13 protein-coding genes are annotated in these 17,963 nt (G+C 66.8%); 10 read left to right on the forward strand and 3 right to left on the reverse strand.

Translation table 11 applies throughout. The annotated features are described in order from the left end of the window. The first annotated feature begins 9 nt into the window (after nucleotides 1-9). The 4 genes from KDL01_RS01660 to KDL01_RS01675 are packed head-to-tail and all read left to right on the forward strand — an operon-like array spanning nucleotide 10 to nucleotide 4,594. Complete coding sequence (locus tag KDL01_RS01660) at nucleotides 10-1,581, forward strand: 4-hydroxyphenylacetate 3-hydroxylase family protein (protein ID WP_212526484.1); 1,572 nt, start codon at nucleotides 10-12, stop codon at nucleotides 1,579-1,581. A 13-nt stretch (nucleotides 1,582-1,594) separates the two neighbouring features. Continuing rightward, nucleotides 1,595-2,611: a methyltransferase gene (locus KDL01_RS01665; protein ID WP_212526485.1), complete on the forward strand. Its 1,017-nt coding sequence runs from the start codon at nucleotides 1,595-1,597 to the stop codon at nucleotides 2,609-2,611. A 35-nt stretch (nucleotides 2,612-2,646) separates the two neighbouring features. After that, nucleotides 2,647-3,885, forward strand: coding sequence for an acyl-CoA dehydrogenase family protein (locus KDL01_RS01670; RefSeq protein ID WP_212526486.1), 1,239 nt, complete (start codon nucleotides 2,647-2,649; stop codon nucleotides 3,883-3,885). 37 nt (nucleotides 3,886-3,922) lie between these two features. Beyond that, complete coding sequence (locus KDL01_RS01675) at nucleotides 3,923-4,594, forward strand: O-methyltransferase (RefSeq protein ID WP_212526487.1); 672 nt, start codon at nucleotides 3,923-3,925, stop codon at nucleotides 4,592-4,594. A 204-nt stretch (nucleotides 4,595-4,798) separates the two neighbouring features. Here KDL01_RS01675 and KDL01_RS01680 read toward each other — a convergent pair whose 3' ends face one another. Continuing rightward, entirely contained in the window at nucleotides 4,799-5,530 is a 732-nt protein-coding gene (locus KDL01_RS01680; RefSeq protein ID WP_212526488.1) for a DUF899 domain-containing protein, read from the reverse strand. Between the two features lie 375 nt (nucleotides 5,531-5,905). On the opposite strand from KDL01_RS01680, the gene KDL01_RS01685 reads away from it, so the two are divergent. The 6 genes from KDL01_RS01685 to KDL01_RS01710 all read left to right on the forward strand — a co-directional run bounded on the left by KDL01_RS01685 (nucleotide 5,906) and on the right by KDL01_RS01710 (nucleotide 15,342). Then, entirely contained in the window at nucleotides 5,906-6,115 is a 210-nt protein-coding gene (locus tag KDL01_RS01685) for an MbtH family protein (protein WP_212526489.1), read from the forward strand. A gap of 35 nt (nucleotides 6,116-6,150) precedes the next feature. Then, nucleotides 6,151-11,109, forward strand: coding sequence for a non-ribosomal peptide synthetase (locus KDL01_RS01690; protein ID WP_212526490.1), 4,959 nt, complete (start codon nucleotides 6,151-6,153; stop codon nucleotides 11,107-11,109). 85 nt (nucleotides 11,110-11,194) lie between these two features. Beyond that, the gene (locus KDL01_RS01695; RefSeq protein ID WP_212526491.1) at nucleotides 11,195-12,208 is read left to right on the forward strand and encodes an LLM class flavin-dependent oxidoreductase; all 1,014 of its coding nucleotides are present in this window, start codon (nucleotides 11,195-11,197) and stop codon (nucleotides 12,206-12,208) included. Continuing rightward, the gene (locus KDL01_RS01700) at nucleotides 12,205-13,593 is read left to right on the forward strand and encodes a condensation domain-containing protein (protein ID WP_212526492.1); all 1,389 of its coding nucleotides are present in this window, start codon (nucleotides 12,205-12,207) and stop codon (nucleotides 13,591-13,593) included. Before KDL01_RS01695 ends, KDL01_RS01700 begins: the two co-directional genes overlap by 4 nt. A gap of 218 nt (nucleotides 13,594-13,811) precedes the next feature. Continuing rightward, complete coding sequence (locus KDL01_RS01705) at nucleotides 13,812-14,393, forward strand: dihydrofolate reductase family protein (RefSeq protein WP_212526493.1); 582 nt, start codon at nucleotides 13,812-13,814, stop codon at nucleotides 14,391-14,393. Nucleotides 14,394-14,577: 184 nt separating this feature from the next. Then, nucleotides 14,578-15,342 carry a phosphotransferase family protein gene (locus KDL01_RS01710; protein WP_212526521.1) on the forward strand — a complete coding sequence of 255 codons (765 nt, stop codon included), beginning with the start codon at nucleotides 14,578-14,580 and terminating at the stop codon, nucleotides 15,340-15,342. A 79-nt stretch (nucleotides 15,343-15,421) separates the two neighbouring features. Here the strand turns inward: KDL01_RS01710 and KDL01_RS01715 are convergent, their stop codons facing one another. Both KDL01_RS01715 and KDL01_RS01720 read right to left on the reverse strand, forming a co-directional pair. Then, a complete protein-coding gene (locus KDL01_RS01715; protein WP_212526494.1) occupies nucleotides 15,422-16,414 on the reverse strand; it encodes an NAD-dependent epimerase/dehydratase family protein in 993 nt (330 codons plus the stop codon). Further along, the gene (locus KDL01_RS01720) at nucleotides 16,411-17,805 is read right to left on the reverse strand and encodes a nucleotide sugar dehydrogenase (protein WP_246575812.1); all 1,395 of its coding nucleotides are present in this window, start codon (nucleotides 17,803-17,805) and stop codon (nucleotides 16,411-16,413) included. Before KDL01_RS01720 ends, KDL01_RS01715 begins: the two co-directional genes overlap by 4 nt. Between the last annotated feature and the right edge of the window lie 158 nt (nucleotides 17,806-17,963).

Raw genomic sequence — 17,963 nt, forward strand, 5'->3', positions numbered from 1 at the left:
GAGAACGCGATGACCGGACAGACCCGGCCGCTGACCGGCGCCGAATATCTCGAGAGTCTCCGCGACGGCCGCGAGATCTACCTCTACGGCGAAAGAATCAAGGACGTCACCGAACATTCCGCGTTCCGCAATCCGGCACGGATGACGGCCCGGCTCTACGACGCGTTGCACGACCCGGAGCACCAGCACGTCCTGACCGCCAAAACCGACGCCGAGGGCTCCGACGGCTACACACACCGCTTTTTCACCACGCCGCGCAGCGCGGCCGACCTGGTCGCCGACCAGCAGGCCATCGCCGCGTGGTCGAGGCTGAACTATGGCTGGATGGGCCGCAGCCCGGACTACAAGGCGTCGTTCCTCGGCACCCTCGGCGCGAACGCCGACTTCTACAATCCGTTCGCCGACAACGCGCTGCGCTGGTACCGGGAGTCACAGGAGAAGGTCCTGTACTGGAATCACGCCTTCGTGCATCCGCCGGTGGACCGGCATCGGCCCCCGGACGAGGTCGCCGACGTGTTCGTGCACGTCGAACGGGAGACCGACAGCGGCCTCGTGGTGAGCGGGGCGAAGGTCGTCGCGACGAATTCCGCCCTCACGCATTACAACTTCATCGCCCATACCGGGCTGCCGATCAAGGATCGCAGATTCGCCATCGTGGCCACCGTGCCGATGAGTGCGCCCGGCCTGAAACTGATCTGCCGCCAGTCCTACGCCGCCTCGGCGGCGCTGACCGGTAGTCCGTTCGACTACCCGCTGTCCTCGCGGCTGGACGAGAACGACAGCATCTTGGTGATGGACAAGGTGCTGATCCCGTGGGAGAACGTGTTCATCTACGGAGACGTCGCCAAAGTCGGCATGTTCACCGGGCTTTCCGGATTCAACGAGCGCGCCATGTTCCACGGTTGCACGCGGCTCGCGGTGAAGCTGGAGTTCATCGCCGGGCTGCTGGCCAAGGCGCTGGACATCACCGGCGTGGCCGAGTTCCGCGGGATCCAGGCGCGGCTGGGCGAAGTGCTCGCCTGGCGCAACCTGTTCTGGGGGCTGTCCGACGCGGCAGCGCGCAACCCGGTGCCGTGGCGCAACGGCGCCGTCCTGCCCAACCCGGACTACGCCATGGCCTACCGCTGGTTCTCCCAGATCGGCTACGCCAGGATCAGGGAGATCGTGCTGCAGGATGTCGCGAGTGGGCTGATCTACGTGAACTCCAGCGCGCAGGACTTCCACAACGAAGACGTCCGGCCGTATCTCGACAAATACCTTCGCGGATCGAACGGGATCGACGCGGTCGAGCGGGTGAAGGTGATGAAGCTGCTCTGGGACACGGTCGGTACCGAGTTCGGCGGCAGGCACGAACTCTACGAACGAAACTATTCCGGAAATCACGAGAACACCAGGATCGAACTACTCCGTGGTCAACTCGCCGACGGCCGGCTCGACGGCTACCGCGCGTTCGTCGACCGCTGCCTTGCCGAGTACGACCTGAATGGCTGGCGGGTGCCCGACCTCGCCTCATTCGCCGACGTCGGCGCAGCAGGCCGCGCCCTGCTCGGCGACGGCGTCCCGGTCTCCGCAGACGAGTGAAAGGAAACATGTCATGAGCGACACCGATCAGGTGGCCGTCCCTCCACAGCTTCAGATGCTTCCGATGCTGCTCGGATTCGAGGCCTCGCAGGCCCTGTACGTCGCGGCGAAGCTCGACCTCGCCACCATCCTGAGCAACGGCCCTGTGCCGATCGCCCGGCTCGCCGCCGAGACGAAAGCCGACCCGGACGCGCTCGAGCGGATCATCCGCTTCCTCGCCACCATCGGTGTCTTCCGTACCGAGGACGGCCAGGTCGAGGTCACCGAGCTGGGACTGACGCTGGCCGACGGCCGGCCGGAGTCGCTTCGGTACGCCGCGATCTACTGGATGGAGTCGCATTACACCGCGTTCAGCGACCTCCTGCACACGGCGCTGACCGGGGAACCCGCATTCGAGCGCCACTACGGTCGGCCGTTCTTCGACTGGATCTCCGCCGACCCCGAACGGGTGGAGGTGCAGAACCGCATGTGCTTGAACATGAACACCGCGGTGCGGGCGGGGATGTTCGACGGATACCGGCTGCCGGACGGCGCCGTCGTCGCCGACCTCGGTGGCGCCGACGGTGCGAGTCTCGTCCACCTGCTCGCCGGTCACCCTGACCGCGGCGGCATCCTGTTCGACCGCGCCGAGGTCGTGGGGGCGGCCAGGGCGAACCTGGCCGAGCACGGTCTCGCCGAGCGGGTCCGCTGCGTCGCCGGCGACTTCTTCGAGTCCGTTCCGGCGGCCGACATCTATCTCCTCTCCTACATCCTGCATGACTGGGATGACCGGTCCTGCCTGCGGATTCTGCGGAACATCGCGAAGGCAGCCGATTCCGGTGCCCGGCTCGTCCTGGTCGAAGCGGTCCTTCCGCCGGGAGACATCCCGCATCCGGTGCGGGGGATGGACCTGACGATGCTGGCGCTGGTGAGCGGGCGCGAGCGCAACGCCGATCAGTTTCGGGAACTGCTGGACGCGGCCGGGTTCACCCTTGACCAGGTGATACCGAGCTCGACGTCGGTGAACTTCGTCGAAGCGACGCTGCGCTGACAGGTGATCATGTCCGCTGAAAGGATGGTCAGTACATGACAGCCGCCGTGGACACCTCGGCAGACGACTACCCGGTTCCGCCGGAACCGGGCCTGACCGAACACGAGGTCCTCGACCGCGCCGAGCGGATCGCCGAGACCCTCATCGACCGGCAGCAGGAGACGGAAGAGCGCGGGTACTACGCGCTGGACACGCATGAAGTGCTGCTCAACGCCGGCTTCTACCGGCTCATGGTGCCACGGCGATACGGCGGCTACGAGTTCGGTATCGACACCCACATGCAGGTGGTCGCCCGGCTTGCTCGAGGGTGCGCATCGACGGCGTGGATGTACACCTTCGGGGCGTCCCACGCCCATCTGGCCGCGACTCTTCTCGGCGAACAGGCACAGAACGAGGTGTTCGCGGGCGGCGACTTCATCTGCCCCGGTGTTGTCGCCCCAGCCGGGTTCGCCGAGCCCGCCGAAGACGGCGGTTGGATCGTGGACGGCGAGTTCCGCTATGCCTCCGGCTCGCCCTACGCCACTCATTTCGTCGGCCAGACCTTCATCGCGGGAGCGGAGGGGGAACCGCCCGAGCAGATGATGTTCATCGTGCCGAGGGACCAGTGGCGGCGGCTGGACGACTGGGGTTCGCAGCTCGGCCTGAAAGGCAGCGGCTCCTACAGCGTCAAAATCGAGAAGGCACATATCCCGGCGCACTACGCCCTGCCTGGTACGCATATGGGATTGGCCTCCGTCGTGGGGGGAACGCCGGGGCTTCGGTTACACGGCACCACCCTGTACGGCGGCAGCGTGCTGGCCCCGCTGAACTTCCAGGTCGGCGCGCTGGCCGTGGGCATGGCCACCGCGGCTCTGGATGTCTACGGCGAGCTGGCACGGGAACGCACGATCCCGTATCCGCCGTTCGGGCGGCGTGCCGAGGATCCCGATTATCAGCTCCGCTACGGCGAAGCGGTCGGACGCGTCGCGACGGCCCGGGCGGCGATGACCGACATGCTGAGGCAATGGCAGGAGACGGCCGAGCTGGGGGACGTCAGCCGCGAGGTGGAGCTGCGCATGTCGATCATCAGTCGTGAAATCGTACGGCTGGCGTGGAGCGCGGTTTCCGACATCCTGTTTCCCACGGCCGGGACCAGCGCCGTACGTGCGGGTGAACGGCTCGAGCGGATTTGGCGAGACATCTCGACCCTGCATACGCACGCCGGAGTGAACGTCTATCTGGCCACCATCGCCCCCCGGGAACTCGCTCAACTGGCGCTGGGCATTGCGCACTGAACCCACAACACCCGCATCGCCATGATCAGGAGGATCGGTGATCCACAGTCTGGTACTGGACCACGAAATCCAGGAATACGTGCTGGACGTATCGCTTCGCGAGGACGACATCGCGCGTGAGCTGCGGATGGCCACCATGCGGCTGTTCGAGCACGGCATGGTGACGCCACCGGAGGAGGCACAGCTGCTCGGCTTCCTCGTCGGGCTGACGTCGGCCACCACCGTCGTGGAAGTCGGGACGTTCACCGGATACGGCACGCTGGCCATGGCCCGCGCGGTCCCCGCACACGGGCGCGTCATCACCTGCGATGTCAACGCGCAGTGGCCCGGAATCGGCCGTCCGTTCTGGGAACGGGCCGGGGTCGCCGACCGTATCCAGCTGGAAATCCGTCCCGCCGTCGAGACCTTGGACATGCTGCTGGCCGCGGGCGCCGCCGGCACCGTGGACCTCGCGTTCATCGACTGCAACAAGGAGAGCTACGCCGACTACTTCGAACGCTGCCTCGAATTGCTCCGGCCGGGCGGACTGCTGGTGGTGGACAACGTGCTCTGGTCGGGCAAGGTGGCGCGCCCCGACGTCAGCGACCCGGAGACGGACTCGCTCCGCGCGCTGAACGCCGCGCTGCGCGACGACGACCGGGTCGAACTGAGCATGCTCCCCGTTTTTGACGGCGTGACACTGGCGTACAAGCGCGCCGAGCACCCGTGAACCACAGCTCGGCTTGAGTTTTCGGGTCGCAGTGCTGCTCGTCTCGGTTCGTCTCGGGTGACGCCGTGGACACACCGAACCCGACACACTCGACCACACGGCTCCCAGCTGGATTGACGCATGTCCGTGGTAGGACACACATCATCCAGCGGGAGCCGTTTCCACACTGCGCCCATACTCGAAGATCTCCGAGGACCTGAATACTCAGGCGTCGGGTTCGCCGTAGGCCTCGGCGATCTCCTTGGAGCCGGCCCAGCGGCTGTAGGTGGGCGCCTTCGGCCAGCCCTCGGGCGAGTCCTGCCACTCCTCCTGCCGGCCGTACGGCAGCACGTCGATCAGGCCCATGCCGGAACCGAGCTGCTCGGTGCCGCGCCCGTTGGTGTGCCAGGTGCGGTAGACCGCGTCGCCGTCGCGCAGGAACACGTTGACTGCGAACCCGCCGTCGGGCGGCGCGCCGACGTCGGTGCCGAAGGCGCTGTTCGTGGTGGAGTACCAGGTCATCTTGTTACCGACGCGCCGCTTGTAGGCCAGCGCCTCGTCGATCGGCCCCTGGGTGACGATGACGAAGCGCGCGTCCACGCTGTCGAGGAACTCCAGCCGGGTGAACTGGGAGGTGAACCCGGTGCAGCCGGGGCACTGCCACTTCTTTCCGGGGAACCACATGTGGTTGTAGACGATCAGCTGAGACCTGCCCTCGAACACGTCCGCGAGCCGCACCGGCCCGTCCTCGCCGTCGAGCGTGTAGTCGGGCATGCGCACCATCGGCAGCCGGCGGCGCTGGGCGGCGATCGCGTCGAGCTCCCGGGTCGCGGCCTTCTCCCGGATACGCAAGGCGTCGAGTTCGCGCTGCCAGGTGTCGACGTCGACGACGGGCGGAAGCGGCAGCTGCTGCGACGGTGCCTCGGACTGTGATTGTGACAGTGAGTTGGTATTCAACGAGTCCTCCGGGGGATGGATGGTTCGTCAGCTACAGCTGAGTGTAGGTGCCGCCACTGACAGTGCCAGGCAGACCGGGCTTGAGTTTTGAGTTCTGGAGGGCGGACGCTGTCGCGCACCGCTGGTGAAGTTCCCTGAGGCCCTCGCCGCCGCCACCGAACTTGTCAACCTACGAAGGTTCATAAGATAATAACGCTCACATTCCACCGTCCTTCGACCGATGCCGCAAGCACGCGTTGCGCCCGTGGGGATGGGGCAATCGTCGAGATGTTCCGGGTAGATCGGCCGGGCAGACTTGTCAGCGAGCGGCCCGGCCGTGGCGCGGGCCTGTGAGTGACAGGCCCGGCTTGTCGTCCTACGTGGAGAGAGGTTGCCGTGTCCAATCCGTTCGAGGACGCTGACGCTCTGTACCTTGTCCTGGTCAACGACGAAGGACAGTACAGTTTGTGGCCCGCCGGAATCGCCGTCCCGGCCGGCTGGATCACGGCGCATGATGCGGACTCCCGCTCGACGTGCCTTGAGTACGTCGAAGCGCAGTGGACCGACATGCGGCCGAACAGCCTCGTCCGCGCCGAACAGGCGTGACTGAGATGTCTGCCCAGCGAACCCCGGATGCCTCGGTGCGGAACGACACCGCCCGGGATGTGCCGATGACGGTGTTGTCGGAGTTGTTTGTGGGTCAGGCGGTGCGGTCGCCGGGTGCGGTTGCGGTGGAGTCGGGGGGTGTGTCGTGGTCGTATGGGGAGTTGGATTCTCGTTCGAGTCGGTTGGCTCGGTTTTTGGTGGGGTTGGGTGTGGGGCCGGAGCGGTTGGTGGCGGTGGCGTTGCCGCGGTCGGCTGTGATGGTGGCTGCGGTGTTGGGTGTGGCGAAGGCGGGTGCGGCGTATCTGCCGGTGGATCCTGGGTATCCGGTTGATCGGATCGGGTTCATGCTCGCGGATGCTGCTCCGGGTGTGTTGATCACCGACAGAGCCACCTCGGCGCGGCTGCCGGAAGTGGCGGGCGTGACCGTGGTCGTGCTTGATGAGCCGCAGGTGGCTGAGGCGGTGGCGGGTGAGTCCGCCGGGCCCGTGACTGATCGGGATCGGATTGCGCCGCTGCTGCCGGCGCATCCGGCTTATGTGATCTACACGTCGGGTTCGACGGGGCGGCCCAAGGGTGTGGTGGTGGATCATCGGGGGCTGGAGAGCCTGGCTGGATATATGGTCCGGACTTTCGGGATCGGGCCGGAGTCGCGGGTGGCGCAGGTGGCGTCGCTGAGTTTCGATGCGGCTGTCATGGAATTGCTGATGGCGTTGACTTCTGGGGCGGCGTTGGTTCTTCCCGAGCCGGGTCAGCTGTCCGGAGAGGTGCTCGCGGAGGCGCTCAACGAGCTTCGGGCCAGTCATGCCCTGGTTGGTCCGTCTGTTCTGGCTGGTGCGGTGCCGGAGCAGTTGCCGGCGCTGGAGTGCCTGCTGGTCGGCGGTGAGGCGTGTCCGGGTGAGGTGGTGGCTGAGTGGTCGGTGGGTAGGCGGATGTTCAACGCCTACGGCCCGACCGAGGCGACGGTGTGTGTGACGGTCAGTGGGCCGTTGTCGGGAAATGGCGGTCCGCCGATTGGGGAGCCGATCTGGAACACCAGGGCTTATGTGTTGAATGAGTTCCTGGAGGTGGTGCCGCCGGGGGTGTCGGGGGAGTTGTATCTGGCTGGTCCGGGTTTGGCGCGGGGGTATCTGCGTCAGCCGGGTTTGACTGCGCAGCGGTTTGTGGCGTGTCCTTTTGGTTCCGGGGAGCGGATGTATCGGACGGGGGATCTGGCGCGTTGGCGTGGTGACGGGGAGTTGGAGTACCTCGGTCGGGCCGATGAGCAGGTGAAGATCCGCGGGTTCCGTATCGAGCCGGGGGAGATCGAGGCGGTGTTGGCCGCGCAGCCCGGGGTGGCCCAGGCGGTGGTGGTGGTCAGGGAGGACCGGCCGGGGGACAAGCGTCTGGTGGGCTACCTCGTTCCGGTGCCGGGTGCTGGGGTGGATCCGGCGGGGGTTCGGGCTGCGGCGGCGGAGGTGCTGCCCGGGCACATGGTGCCGAATGCGGTGGTCGTGCTCGAGGCGCTGCCGTTGTCGGTCAACGGGAAGCTGGACCGTAAGGCCCTGCCCGTACCGGATTTCGCGGTCGGGGTCGGGCGGGGTCCGGCTACGGCCCTGGAAGAGCGTTTGTGTGAGCTGTTCGCCGAGGTCCTGGCGGTCGAGCGGGTCGGTGTCGAGGACAGTTTCTTTGATTTGGGTGGGCATTCGCTGCTGGTGGCCCGGTTGATTAGTCGGGTGCGGTCGGTGTTGGGTGTGGAGTTGGGGATCCAGGCGGTGTTCGATCGCCCGTCGGTGGAGTTGTTGGCGGGGTCGGTGGAGAAGGCCGGGGCGGCGTGGCCGGCTTTGGAGCGGGGCGTCCGGCCTGAGCGTCTGCCGTTGTCGTTCGCGCAGCAGCGGTTGTGGTTGCTGGACCAGATAGAGGGGCCGAGTACCACCTACAACGTTCCCCTCGCGTGGCGGCTGCGGGGAAAGTTGGATCCTGTCGCGCTGGCTGCCGCGTTCGGTGACCTGGTGCGCCGGCATGAATCTCTGCGCACTGTCTTCCCGGTGGTGGACGGCCAGCCTTACCAGCAGGTGATCGCGGCCGAGCAGGCCGTTCCAGAGTTCGCAGTGGTGCGAACCGAGGAAGCTGGGCTAATCGAGCTGACCGCGCAGGCATCCCAGCACCGATTTGATCTGGCCACGGAGCTGCCGGTGCGGGCGTGGCTGTTTGAGGTTGACGTCGATGAACATGTCCTGGTCATCCTGATGCATCACATCACCACTGATGGCTGGTCGATGGGGGTTTTGCTGCAGGATTTGGGTCAGGCGTATGAGGCGCGGTTGGCCGGTGGTGCTCCGGGGTGGGGGGAGTTGCCGGTGCAGTATGCGGATTACACGTTGTGGCAGCGTGGGTTGCTGGGTGGGGATCAGGATCGCGGCAGCGTGCTGAGTCGGCAGTCGGCGTATTGGGCTTCGGCGTTGGCGGGTCTGCCTGAGCAGTTGGATTTGCCGTTCGATCGTCCTCGTCCGGCGCGTCCCAGCTACCGTGGCGGGCAGTTCGAGGTGGATGTGGACGGGGAGTTGCATCGGGCGCTGGTGGAGTTGGCGCGTGGGCACGGGGTGACGTTGTTCATGGTGCTTCAGGCGGGGCTCGCAGTTCTGCTGTCGCGTTCGGGGGCGGGCACCGATATTCCGATCGGTGTGCCGGTGGCGGGTCGTGGTGGTGATGAGGGGCTGCATCGGCTGGTGGGGTTCTTCGTCAATACGTTGGTGTTGCGGACGGATGTGTCGGGTGATCCGAGTTTCGCGGAGTTGTTGGGGCGGGTTCGTGATGTGGATCTGGCGGGGTTCGCGCATCAGGATGTGCCGTTTGAGCGGGTGGTGGAGGTGCTCAATCCGGTTCGTTCGCCCTCTCGGCATCCGTTGTTCCAGGTGATGTTGGGTTCTGATGAGGAGGCGGGTCGGGAGTGGGGGGTTCCGGGGGTGCGGGCGCAGGATTTCCCGGTGGCCGTTGACTCTTCGAAGTTCGATCTGTCGTTGACGTTCCGGTCGCGGCGTGAGCCGGATGGTGCGCCGGGTGGGATCAGTGTCGTGTTGGAGTATGCGGTGGATCTGTTCGACCGCGGCACGGTGCAGGCGTTGGCGGGGCGGTTGGTCGCGTTGCTGGGGCAGTTCGCCGGAGACCCGGGGCTGCGGGTGGGTGAGGTGGAGCTGCTGACGGCGGCTGAGCGGGATCTGGTGGTCTCGGTGTGGAACGACACGGCGCGGGATGTGCCGGTGTCGGTGTTGTCGGAGTTGTTTGTGGGTCAGGCGGTGCGGTCGCCGGGTGCGGTTGCGGTGGAGTCGGGGGGTGTGTCGTGGTCGTATGGGGAGTTGGATTCTCGTTCGAGTCGGTTGGCTCGGTTTTTGGTGGGGTTGGGTGTGGGGCCGGAGCGGTTGGTGGCGGTGGCGTTGCCGCGGTCGGCTGTGATGGTGGCTGCGGTGTTGGGTGTGGCGAAGGCGGGTGCGGCGTATCTGCCGGTGGATCCTGGGTATCCGGTTGATCGGATCGGGTTCATGCTCACCGACGCCGCCCCTAGCCTTGTGATCACCGACAGAGCCACCTCGGCGCGGCTGCCGGAAGTAGCGGGCGTGACCGTGGTGGTGCTCGACGATCCGCAGGTGGCTGAGGCCGTGGCGGATCAGTCCGCCGGGCCCGTGACTGATCGGGATCGGATCGCGCCGTTGCTGCCGGCGCATCCGGCTTACGTGATCTACACGTCGGGTTCGACCGGGCGGCCGAAGGGCGTGGTGGTCAGCCACCAGGGCCTGGCCAACCTGGCCGCGTTCATGGTCGACGTCTTGGCCGTCACCCCGCAATCCCGGGTGATCCAGCTCCTTTCGCTGAGTTTCGACATGTCATTGCTGGAACTGTTGTCGTCGTTGACCTCTGGGGCGGCGCTGGTCCTTCCCGAGCAGGGGCAACTGTCCGGGGCTGAACTGGCGGACACGTTGCGCGAACTGCGGATCAGCCACGCGGTGGTGGCCCCGGCCGCCCTGACCGGGGCGGCATCCGAGAGCTTGTCGGAGCTGGAATGTCTGGTTGCCGGCGGTGAGGCTCTCCCGGGCGAGATGGTGGCCGAGTGGTCGGTGGGCAGGCGGATGTTCAACGCCTACGGCCCGACCGAGACGACGGTGTGCACGACGATCAGCGGGCCGCTGTCGGCAGACGGTACCCCGCCGATCGGGGGACCGAACTGGAACGTTCGGGCGTATGTGCTGGACGGCCGGTTGGCGGCGGTGCCGCCGGGGGTGTCGGGGGAGTTGTATCTGGCCGGCTCGGGTTTGGCGCGGGGGTATCTGCATCAGCCCGGGTTGACCGCGCAGCGGTTTGTGGCGTGTCCCTTCGGTGCCGGGGAGCGGATGTATCGGACCGGGGACTTGGTGCGTTGGCGCGGTGACGGGGAGCTGGAGTACCTCGGTCGGGCCGATGAGCAGGTGAAGATCCGCGGGTTCCGTATCGAGCCGGGGGAGATCGAGGCCGTCTTGGCCGCACAGCCCGGGGTGGCGCAGGCGGTGGTGGTGGTCAGGGAGGACCGGCCGGGGGACAAGCGTCTGGTGGGCTACCTCGTTCCGGTGCCGGGTGCTGGGGTGGATCCGGCCGGGATCCGGGCCGCAGCGGCCGAGGTGCTGCCCGGGCACATGGTGCCGAATGCGGTGGTCGTGCTCGACGCACTGCCGCTGTCGCTCAACGGGAAGCTGGACCGTAAGGCCTTGCCCGCGCCGGACTACACCGCCGCCGGGGTCGGGCGTGGTCCGGCCACGCCGCTGGAGGAGCGCTTGTGCGAGCTGTTCGCCGAGGTCCTCGGAGTCGAGCGGGTCGGGGTCGAGGACAGCTTCTTCGATTTGGGCGGCCACTCACTGCTTGCCGCCACCATCGTCGCAAGGCTGGAAGATCAGTTCGGCATCACGATCAGCCTCTGGGACTTCGTGGCCGATCCGTCCGTCAGCGGCATCACCGGCCGGGCCCCGCTGCCCGCGACCGGACAGCCCTGACCCAACCGCACGCTCGGAGGAGGGAGGAACGATGAATGACCTGGTCGCCAGCGGGGTCACGCTTTACTCGATCTGTCGCTCGAGCGTGGGGCACGACGAGCAGCAGCACCTGCGCAGGTTGCGGGAAATCGCCGGCTGGGTCGAGGACGCCGGCTACCGCGGCGCCCTGATCTACAGCGACAACACCTCGATCGATCCCTTGATGGCGGCCCATGCGGCCATCGCGAACACCGACAGCTTCGTGCCGCTCGTTGCCATCCAGCCGATCGATCTGAGCCCGTTCGCGCTGGCCAGGGCGGTGTCATCGCTGGCGCACCTGTACGGCAGGCGGATCGACATCAACTTCGTCAGCGGCGGGTTCAGCCGTGATCTCGCCGCCCAGGGCGACACCGCGTCGCACGACGCCCGGTACGGGCGGCTCACCGAGTACGCGACGGTCGTCAGGGAGCTGCTCACCGGCGGCATGGTCAACTTCGCGGGAGAGTACTACAACTTCCGCCGGGCTCGGCTCAGCGCCCCGGTGCCTCCCGACCTGTTCCCGACGTCCTACGTGTCCGGCTCGTCGCCGGCCTGCCTGCGGGCGGGCGAGGAGTTGGGCGTCACCCAGCTCTCGTTCCCGTTGCCGCCGCAGGAGCACGTCGGTCCGGATGCCCCGAAGTCCAGATTCGGCAGGGGCATCAGTGTGGGCATCATCGCGCGGGAGGACTCGGCCGAGGCGTGGCGGATCGCGCACCAGCGGTTTCCGGCCGATCCGGAGGGGGCCACCCGAATGAAGCTGCTCATTTCCGCCGGCACGTCGTCCTGGCAGCCTCAGCTCGCTTCCGTGTCCCTTCCCGACCAAGCGCCGGGACAGACGTACTGGCTGGTGCCCTTCCGGTACCACCACACGTTCTGCCCCTACCTGGTCGGGGACTACGACGAGGTGGCACAGGCGCTGACGACGTACCTCAACGGCGGCATCCGCACGTTCGTACTCGATATTCCGACCGAGCCGGAAGATCTGTGGAGCGCACGAATCGCGATTGAGCGCGCCGTCGCAGCCATGGACGCAGCAGGGTCGAGACCGCACGCCACTGCCGGAATGGATGACAACACATGACCCTTGAACAGCAGGTTCCGAGCACGGGTGACGCAGGGGCCAGCCGTCCGCTTTCGGCCAGCGAGGAATTCCTCTACGCCTTCGACCGTGGCGATGATGTCGGCGTCTTCGGCCCGAGGATGATCATCTCCGCCGGTTGGCGTGTTCACGGGCAATTGGACATGACGATCGTGCAGCTCGCGCTGGACGATGTCGTCGCTCGGCATGAGGCGCTGCGTACCACCATCATCAGGGACACCGACGTCCCTTATGCCCGCATCAGCCCGCCGAGCCCGGTGTCCTTCACGGTCCTCGACCTTCCGTCGTCAGCCGGGCCGGCCGACCGCGAGCGCCTGGCGCACGAATTCCACAACGAGGTCGACCGGACCGCCAGGCTCGCCGCCACGGAAACGCCGTTGCTGCAGGTCGCGCTGGGACGATTCGACGACGATGATGCCGTGCTCGTGCTGGCCGCCAATCACGTGGTCAGTGACGGCTGGTCGATGCAGGTGATGATGCGCGACTTCGCCATCTGCTATGCGACCCGGCGCGGGCTGCCCGCACCCGAGCTGCCGGTCATGCGCCAGTACGGCGAGTACGCCGACTGGCAGCGGCAGGCCGGCCGCGGCGAACACGCGGCGATCGCGCGCGAGTACTGGCGGGCCAAGCTGGCGGGCGGGCATATCATCACCCTCCCCAGCGACCGGCCTGGGCGCCCGGGCGTCCCGCCGGTCTATTCGGTGTACCGGTTCCCGATCGACCGGGAGCTGGCCGACGGCGCCGCCTCACTGGCCAAGTCGCTCAACAGCTCGCCGTTCATGATTTTCTATACCTGTTTCACCTTGTTCCTGTACCGCAGGACGAACGAGCGTGACATCCTCTCGCCGATCATCACGTCCGGGCGTACAGAGCCCGGTTTCGACCACACGGTGGGAGTGCTGTTCAACTTCCTGCCGATCCGGACCGACCTGTCGGGCTGTGTGACCTTCACCGACCTGGTGAACCGGAACCGGGCCGCGTTGCTCGAGGCGTACTCCTACGAGCTGCCGTTCAACGAGATCATCGCCCAGGCCGACGTGGAAATGATGCGTGGCCCGACCAGGAGTGAGCACAGCGTCGTCACCACGTTCCAGGTTTCCCAGTTCCCGCCGGAATCGGAGGCGGAGGGCATCGGCGATATCCGCTATACGGCGCTCCGTCGAAGCCTGATCTCCTCGCTCGACACCTCGGAGATCCCGGACGGCGTCCTGTGGGACTTCGACCTCGACGAGGCCGGGGACGTGGCGGGGCTCGTGAAGTTCAACAGCCTTGAAATCGATCAGTCGACCATCGTCGCGATGGTCGACGAGTACCGGGAGTTGCTGCACGCCTCGCTCACGGCCCCGGATTCGGCATTGCCGCATTAGGAATGCGGTCAGTCAGACGGAAAGGACGGCCGGCCGACGGCGTGGGACCACGTCGGCCGGCCATCGTCGTCCACTGAGGCGGGTGAGGCGTTCGGCGGCCTGAGATGGCGGCCGTTGTCAGCAGCACTCGGCCGACACAGCGGATCCGGGTATGTCGTCATTACGCGTCGGCCCGTGACACGCTAATTTGGGTATCCCAAGCAGCAGAGGAGATGCCCATGGGCTCGGTGGTCATGTACGGCTCGGTGTCAGTGGACGGTTTCGTGGCGGACGAGAAGGACCAGCCCGGACCGCTGTTCGATTGGTTGACGTCCGGTGACGTCCCGTTGGACGAGAGCGGCGAGCTGAAGGTATCGCAGGAGTCGTATGACCACACCCGGTCGTATTGGAATTCGATCGGGGTGACCGTGGTCGGCCGTCACGTCTTCGACATGACGGACGGCTGGGATGGGACGCCTCCGAGTGGGATCGAGCATGTGGTGGTCGTGACACACCGGCCGCAGCCGGAGGGTTGGGACCCTGAGGCGCCGTTCCATTTCGTCGAGGGCGTCGAGGCGGCCCTGGCCAAGGCACAGGAGCTTGCGGGCGACCGTATCGTCGAGGTCGCGGCCGGTGAAGTCGGTGGGCAGGTGCTTGCCGCGGGTCTGGTCGACGAAGTGCGTATGGATGTCGTACCCGTGGTGTTCGGGTCCGGCAAGCGCTTTTTCGGATTGGTCGACGTGCAGCACCTGTTGGAGGACCCTGAAGTGACGATCCAGGGCAACCGGGTCCTTCACCTGCGTTATCGGGTGCGTCGTTGACCGATCCGAGCGCGTGCGCGAGGAAGTCTCCCGTGGATGACGATGCAAGATCGTGCCTCCGGCTGCGTGTGCACAGGCCGGAGGCCATTGCGCGGGGCCGCCGCGCGGCGGGACGCGGCCGGCCTCGCAAGCGCAGGTGACAAACCCGGCGACGGCGAACGGTGCTCTCGAGATACTGGTCGCCATGGATGAGGTCGAGGTCGTCGTCGCCCATTCCGAGCGAGCGACTCTGCGCGTCGGCGATGTGTTCCTGAAGGTGGACGCCGACCAGGCGCGCCTGGACGTCGAGGTCGAGGCGATGGCCCTGGCGCCGGTCCCGACGCCGGAGGTTTTGTGGCGCAAGCCTCCTGCGCTCGCGCTCGCCGCGCTCCCGGGGACGGCGCTCGGCCGCTTGGGCGAGCCGTCGAGCGCGTCGCCGGCGGTGTGGGCCGCGGCGGGTGCTGCCATCCGGAGGTTGCACGATGCACCGTTGCCGCCCTGGCCCGGCCATGGCCTCCAGGAGTTGGCATCAGGCCTGGACGGCGAGTGCGAGTGGCTCCTGACGAACGGCGTCCTACCCGCCGACCTGATCGCCCGCAACCGCAAGGTCGCCGAGGCCGCGCTGCGGCCGTGGACTCCGGTGTTCGCGCACGGCGACCTGCAGATCACCCACGTGTTCGTCGACGGTGACGAGATCACCGGCATCATCGACTGGTCCGAGGCGGGTCCGGGTGATGCCCTGTTCGACCTCGCCATCTTGACGCTCGGACACGAGGAGCATCTCGGCGACGTCGTCGCCGGCTACGGCATGGATGTCGACCTCGACGTGATCCGCGGGTGGTGGTCGCTGCGAAGCCTGCTGGCGGCCCGCTGGCTGATCGAGCACGGCTTCGACCCGTCCGCGCCGGGCTGCGAGTTCGACGTGCTCAGATCCGCCGCGAGGCTGTACGGACCCGACGGCCACGAGTAGTCCCCAGGGCTTCCCACGGGGTGTGTGGCGCAGTCGCCGCCGGCAGATGATCGGACGGACCCACTCTTGTCGGGAGTCCTCAAGCACCACTGTCGGGGAGGGCGAGCCACCAGGGATTGTCGCGGGCCCAGGCGATGGTCTGGGCGAGCCCGTCCTTGAGGGTGGTGGTGGGGTTCCAGCGCAGCAGCGTGCGGGCTTTGGTGTTGTCCGGGATGCGGCGGTTGAGGTCCTCGTAGGCCTGCCCGAGGGTGGCCTGGGTGTCGACATAGCTGATCGGCGCGCTGGGAGGCCCGGCCAGCTCGGAGATGAGCCTGATGGTGTCGCCGACGGTGGTTTCGGTCATGCTTCCGACATTGAACGCCTCACCGATGGCGGCGGGGTGGTCGGCGGCGAGCAGGGTCGCGCCGACGGCGTCCTGGACGTACGTGAAGCTTCGAGTCTGATCGCCCGTGTCGTAGACGACCAGCGGGCGCCCGTTGAGTGCCCGATGGACCGAGCGGCTGACGATGAAGCCCGGGCGTTGACCGCCGCCGTAGACGTTGAAGTAACGAACAATGGTCGCCTGTAAGCGGCGTTGTCGCACGAACCCGAAGGTGAGGTGCTCGGCGAGGGCCTTGCTGGAGGAATAGGCCCAGCGGTCCGCGGCGGTGGAGCCCAGGACTCGGTCGTCGTCCTCGCGCCAGGGCACGGACGGGTTCTTGCCGAACACCTCGCTGGTGCTGGCGATCACGACCTTGGCGCCGACCCCGCTGGCCAGGTCGAGCACGTTGCGGGTTCCCATGAGGTTGACGTCGATGACTTCCAGCGGCCGCGCAAGGTACTGGTCGACGCCGACCATGGCGGCAAGATGGAACACCACGTCCACCCCGTCGGTGACGGCGCGCCGCAGCGCGGCGGTGTCCAGGACGTCGCCCTCGAGGTAGCGGGCATGCTGACGGGCGAGCTTCTGGTGCGGCGGCGGCGGCGTCCGGTCGAGGATGGTCACCTCGTCGCCCCGGGAAATCAGCCGCTCCACAAGGTGACCGCCGATGAAGCCGCAGCCACCGGTGACCACGACGCGGGACGCGCTCATCGCCCGACCCCCCGATAGTGGTAGCCCAGCGCCCGCAGCGAGGCGATCGTCTCACGGGAGTAGTACGCCCGGCCGTCCAGGATCAGACATCCCGGCGCCACCGGGAGCGCTGCGAAATCGAGATCCTCGAACTCCCGGTGCAACGCCAGTACCGCGATACAGTCTGCCCCCGCCACCGCATCGTGCAGGCTCGCCGCCTGCGCCCGGCCGAACAGCCTGCGCGCTTCGTCCGTGTCCACCAGCGGGTCGTAGATGCTCACCTCGGCGCACGCGCCTGCCAGGGACGCCACCGCCTCCACGGTCGGTGTGGCCCGCAGGTCCCCGGTGTTGTTCTTGAACGCCAGCCCCAGCACGGCCACCTTCGACGTGGCAGGGTCCTTACCGAGCTTGGTGAGCTCATCGATGGCCAGCTGCGCGGTGTACTCCGGCATGCTGGCATTCACCCGCCTGCCCGCCGGCGCGGTCAGGATCTCCAGACCCCGCTCCCGCGCCGAGTGCCACACCATCCACGGATCCTTGGTCAGACACGACCCACCGACACCCACGCTCGGCAACAGGATGTTCACCTGGCCTTTTCCCTTGGGGATCGAGTTCGCGGCGGTAATCACGTCCAGCACATCCACATCGAACAGCGCCGAGTACTTGGCCAGCTCGTTACCCAACGCGATGTTCAGATCAATCCACCAATTGTCGGCCAACTTCACAATCTCCGCGGCCTCCAACGAGTCCATCACCATGACCTCGACCCCTAGCGATGAACGCCAGAACTCCGCCGTATCCTGCGTACTGTCGTCATTCAAACCGCCGACGACGATCGGGAACGACCGCAACTCCGCCAAGGCCGCGCCCTCCGCCAACCGTTCCGGAGTGAACGCCAGGCCGAAATCGACCCCGCCGATCAGCCCGCTGTCTTGTAACAACGGCAGCACCAGACCGCGAGTGGTCCCCGGCGGCACGGTGCTCTTCAACACCAGCAACTGGCCCGGACGAATATGGCTGCTCAACTCCAGACATGCACCGCGCAGCTGTTCCTCGGCGAGCGAACCATCCTCGAGGACAGGCGTGCCCACCGTGATGAGCACGACATCGACATCCCTCACCAGCGCATAGTCGGTCGTCGCCCGCAACCGGCCGGCAGCCACTGCGCCGGCCATCAATTCGGCGAGCCCTTCCTCCTCGAGCCGACAGTGGCCGGCGTTGATCTCCTCGACAAGGCGCGGGTTCGCGTCCACGCCGACCACATCCAGGCCACGAGCAGCCAATGTCGCGGCGACACACGAACCGACGTAGCCCAGGCCGATGACCGCTACCCGGAGATCTTCGCCATCGTGTGGAAGGGGAATTCGCGCTCCACTCCCGCCAGGTACCACTCCGCGATCTCCAATCCTCATACCGATGGGGATCATCTCCTCGGTCTCGACCCGGAACAGGCCTCTGATATGTGATGGAAGCGGAGCCGAACGGCCATTCTCAAGAATCGGCCTCGACGCCCCGTGGCTTGGCGAAGTTGAACCGTTGCGCGAGCTGGTTCGAAGCCGAACCGCGTCCA

Origin of the sequence: Actinospica durhamensis (assembly GCF_018139695.1) — a bacterium.
GTDB classification, from domain to species: Bacteria; Actinomycetota; Actinomycetes; order Streptomycetales; family Catenulisporaceae; genus Actinospica; species Actinospica durhamensis.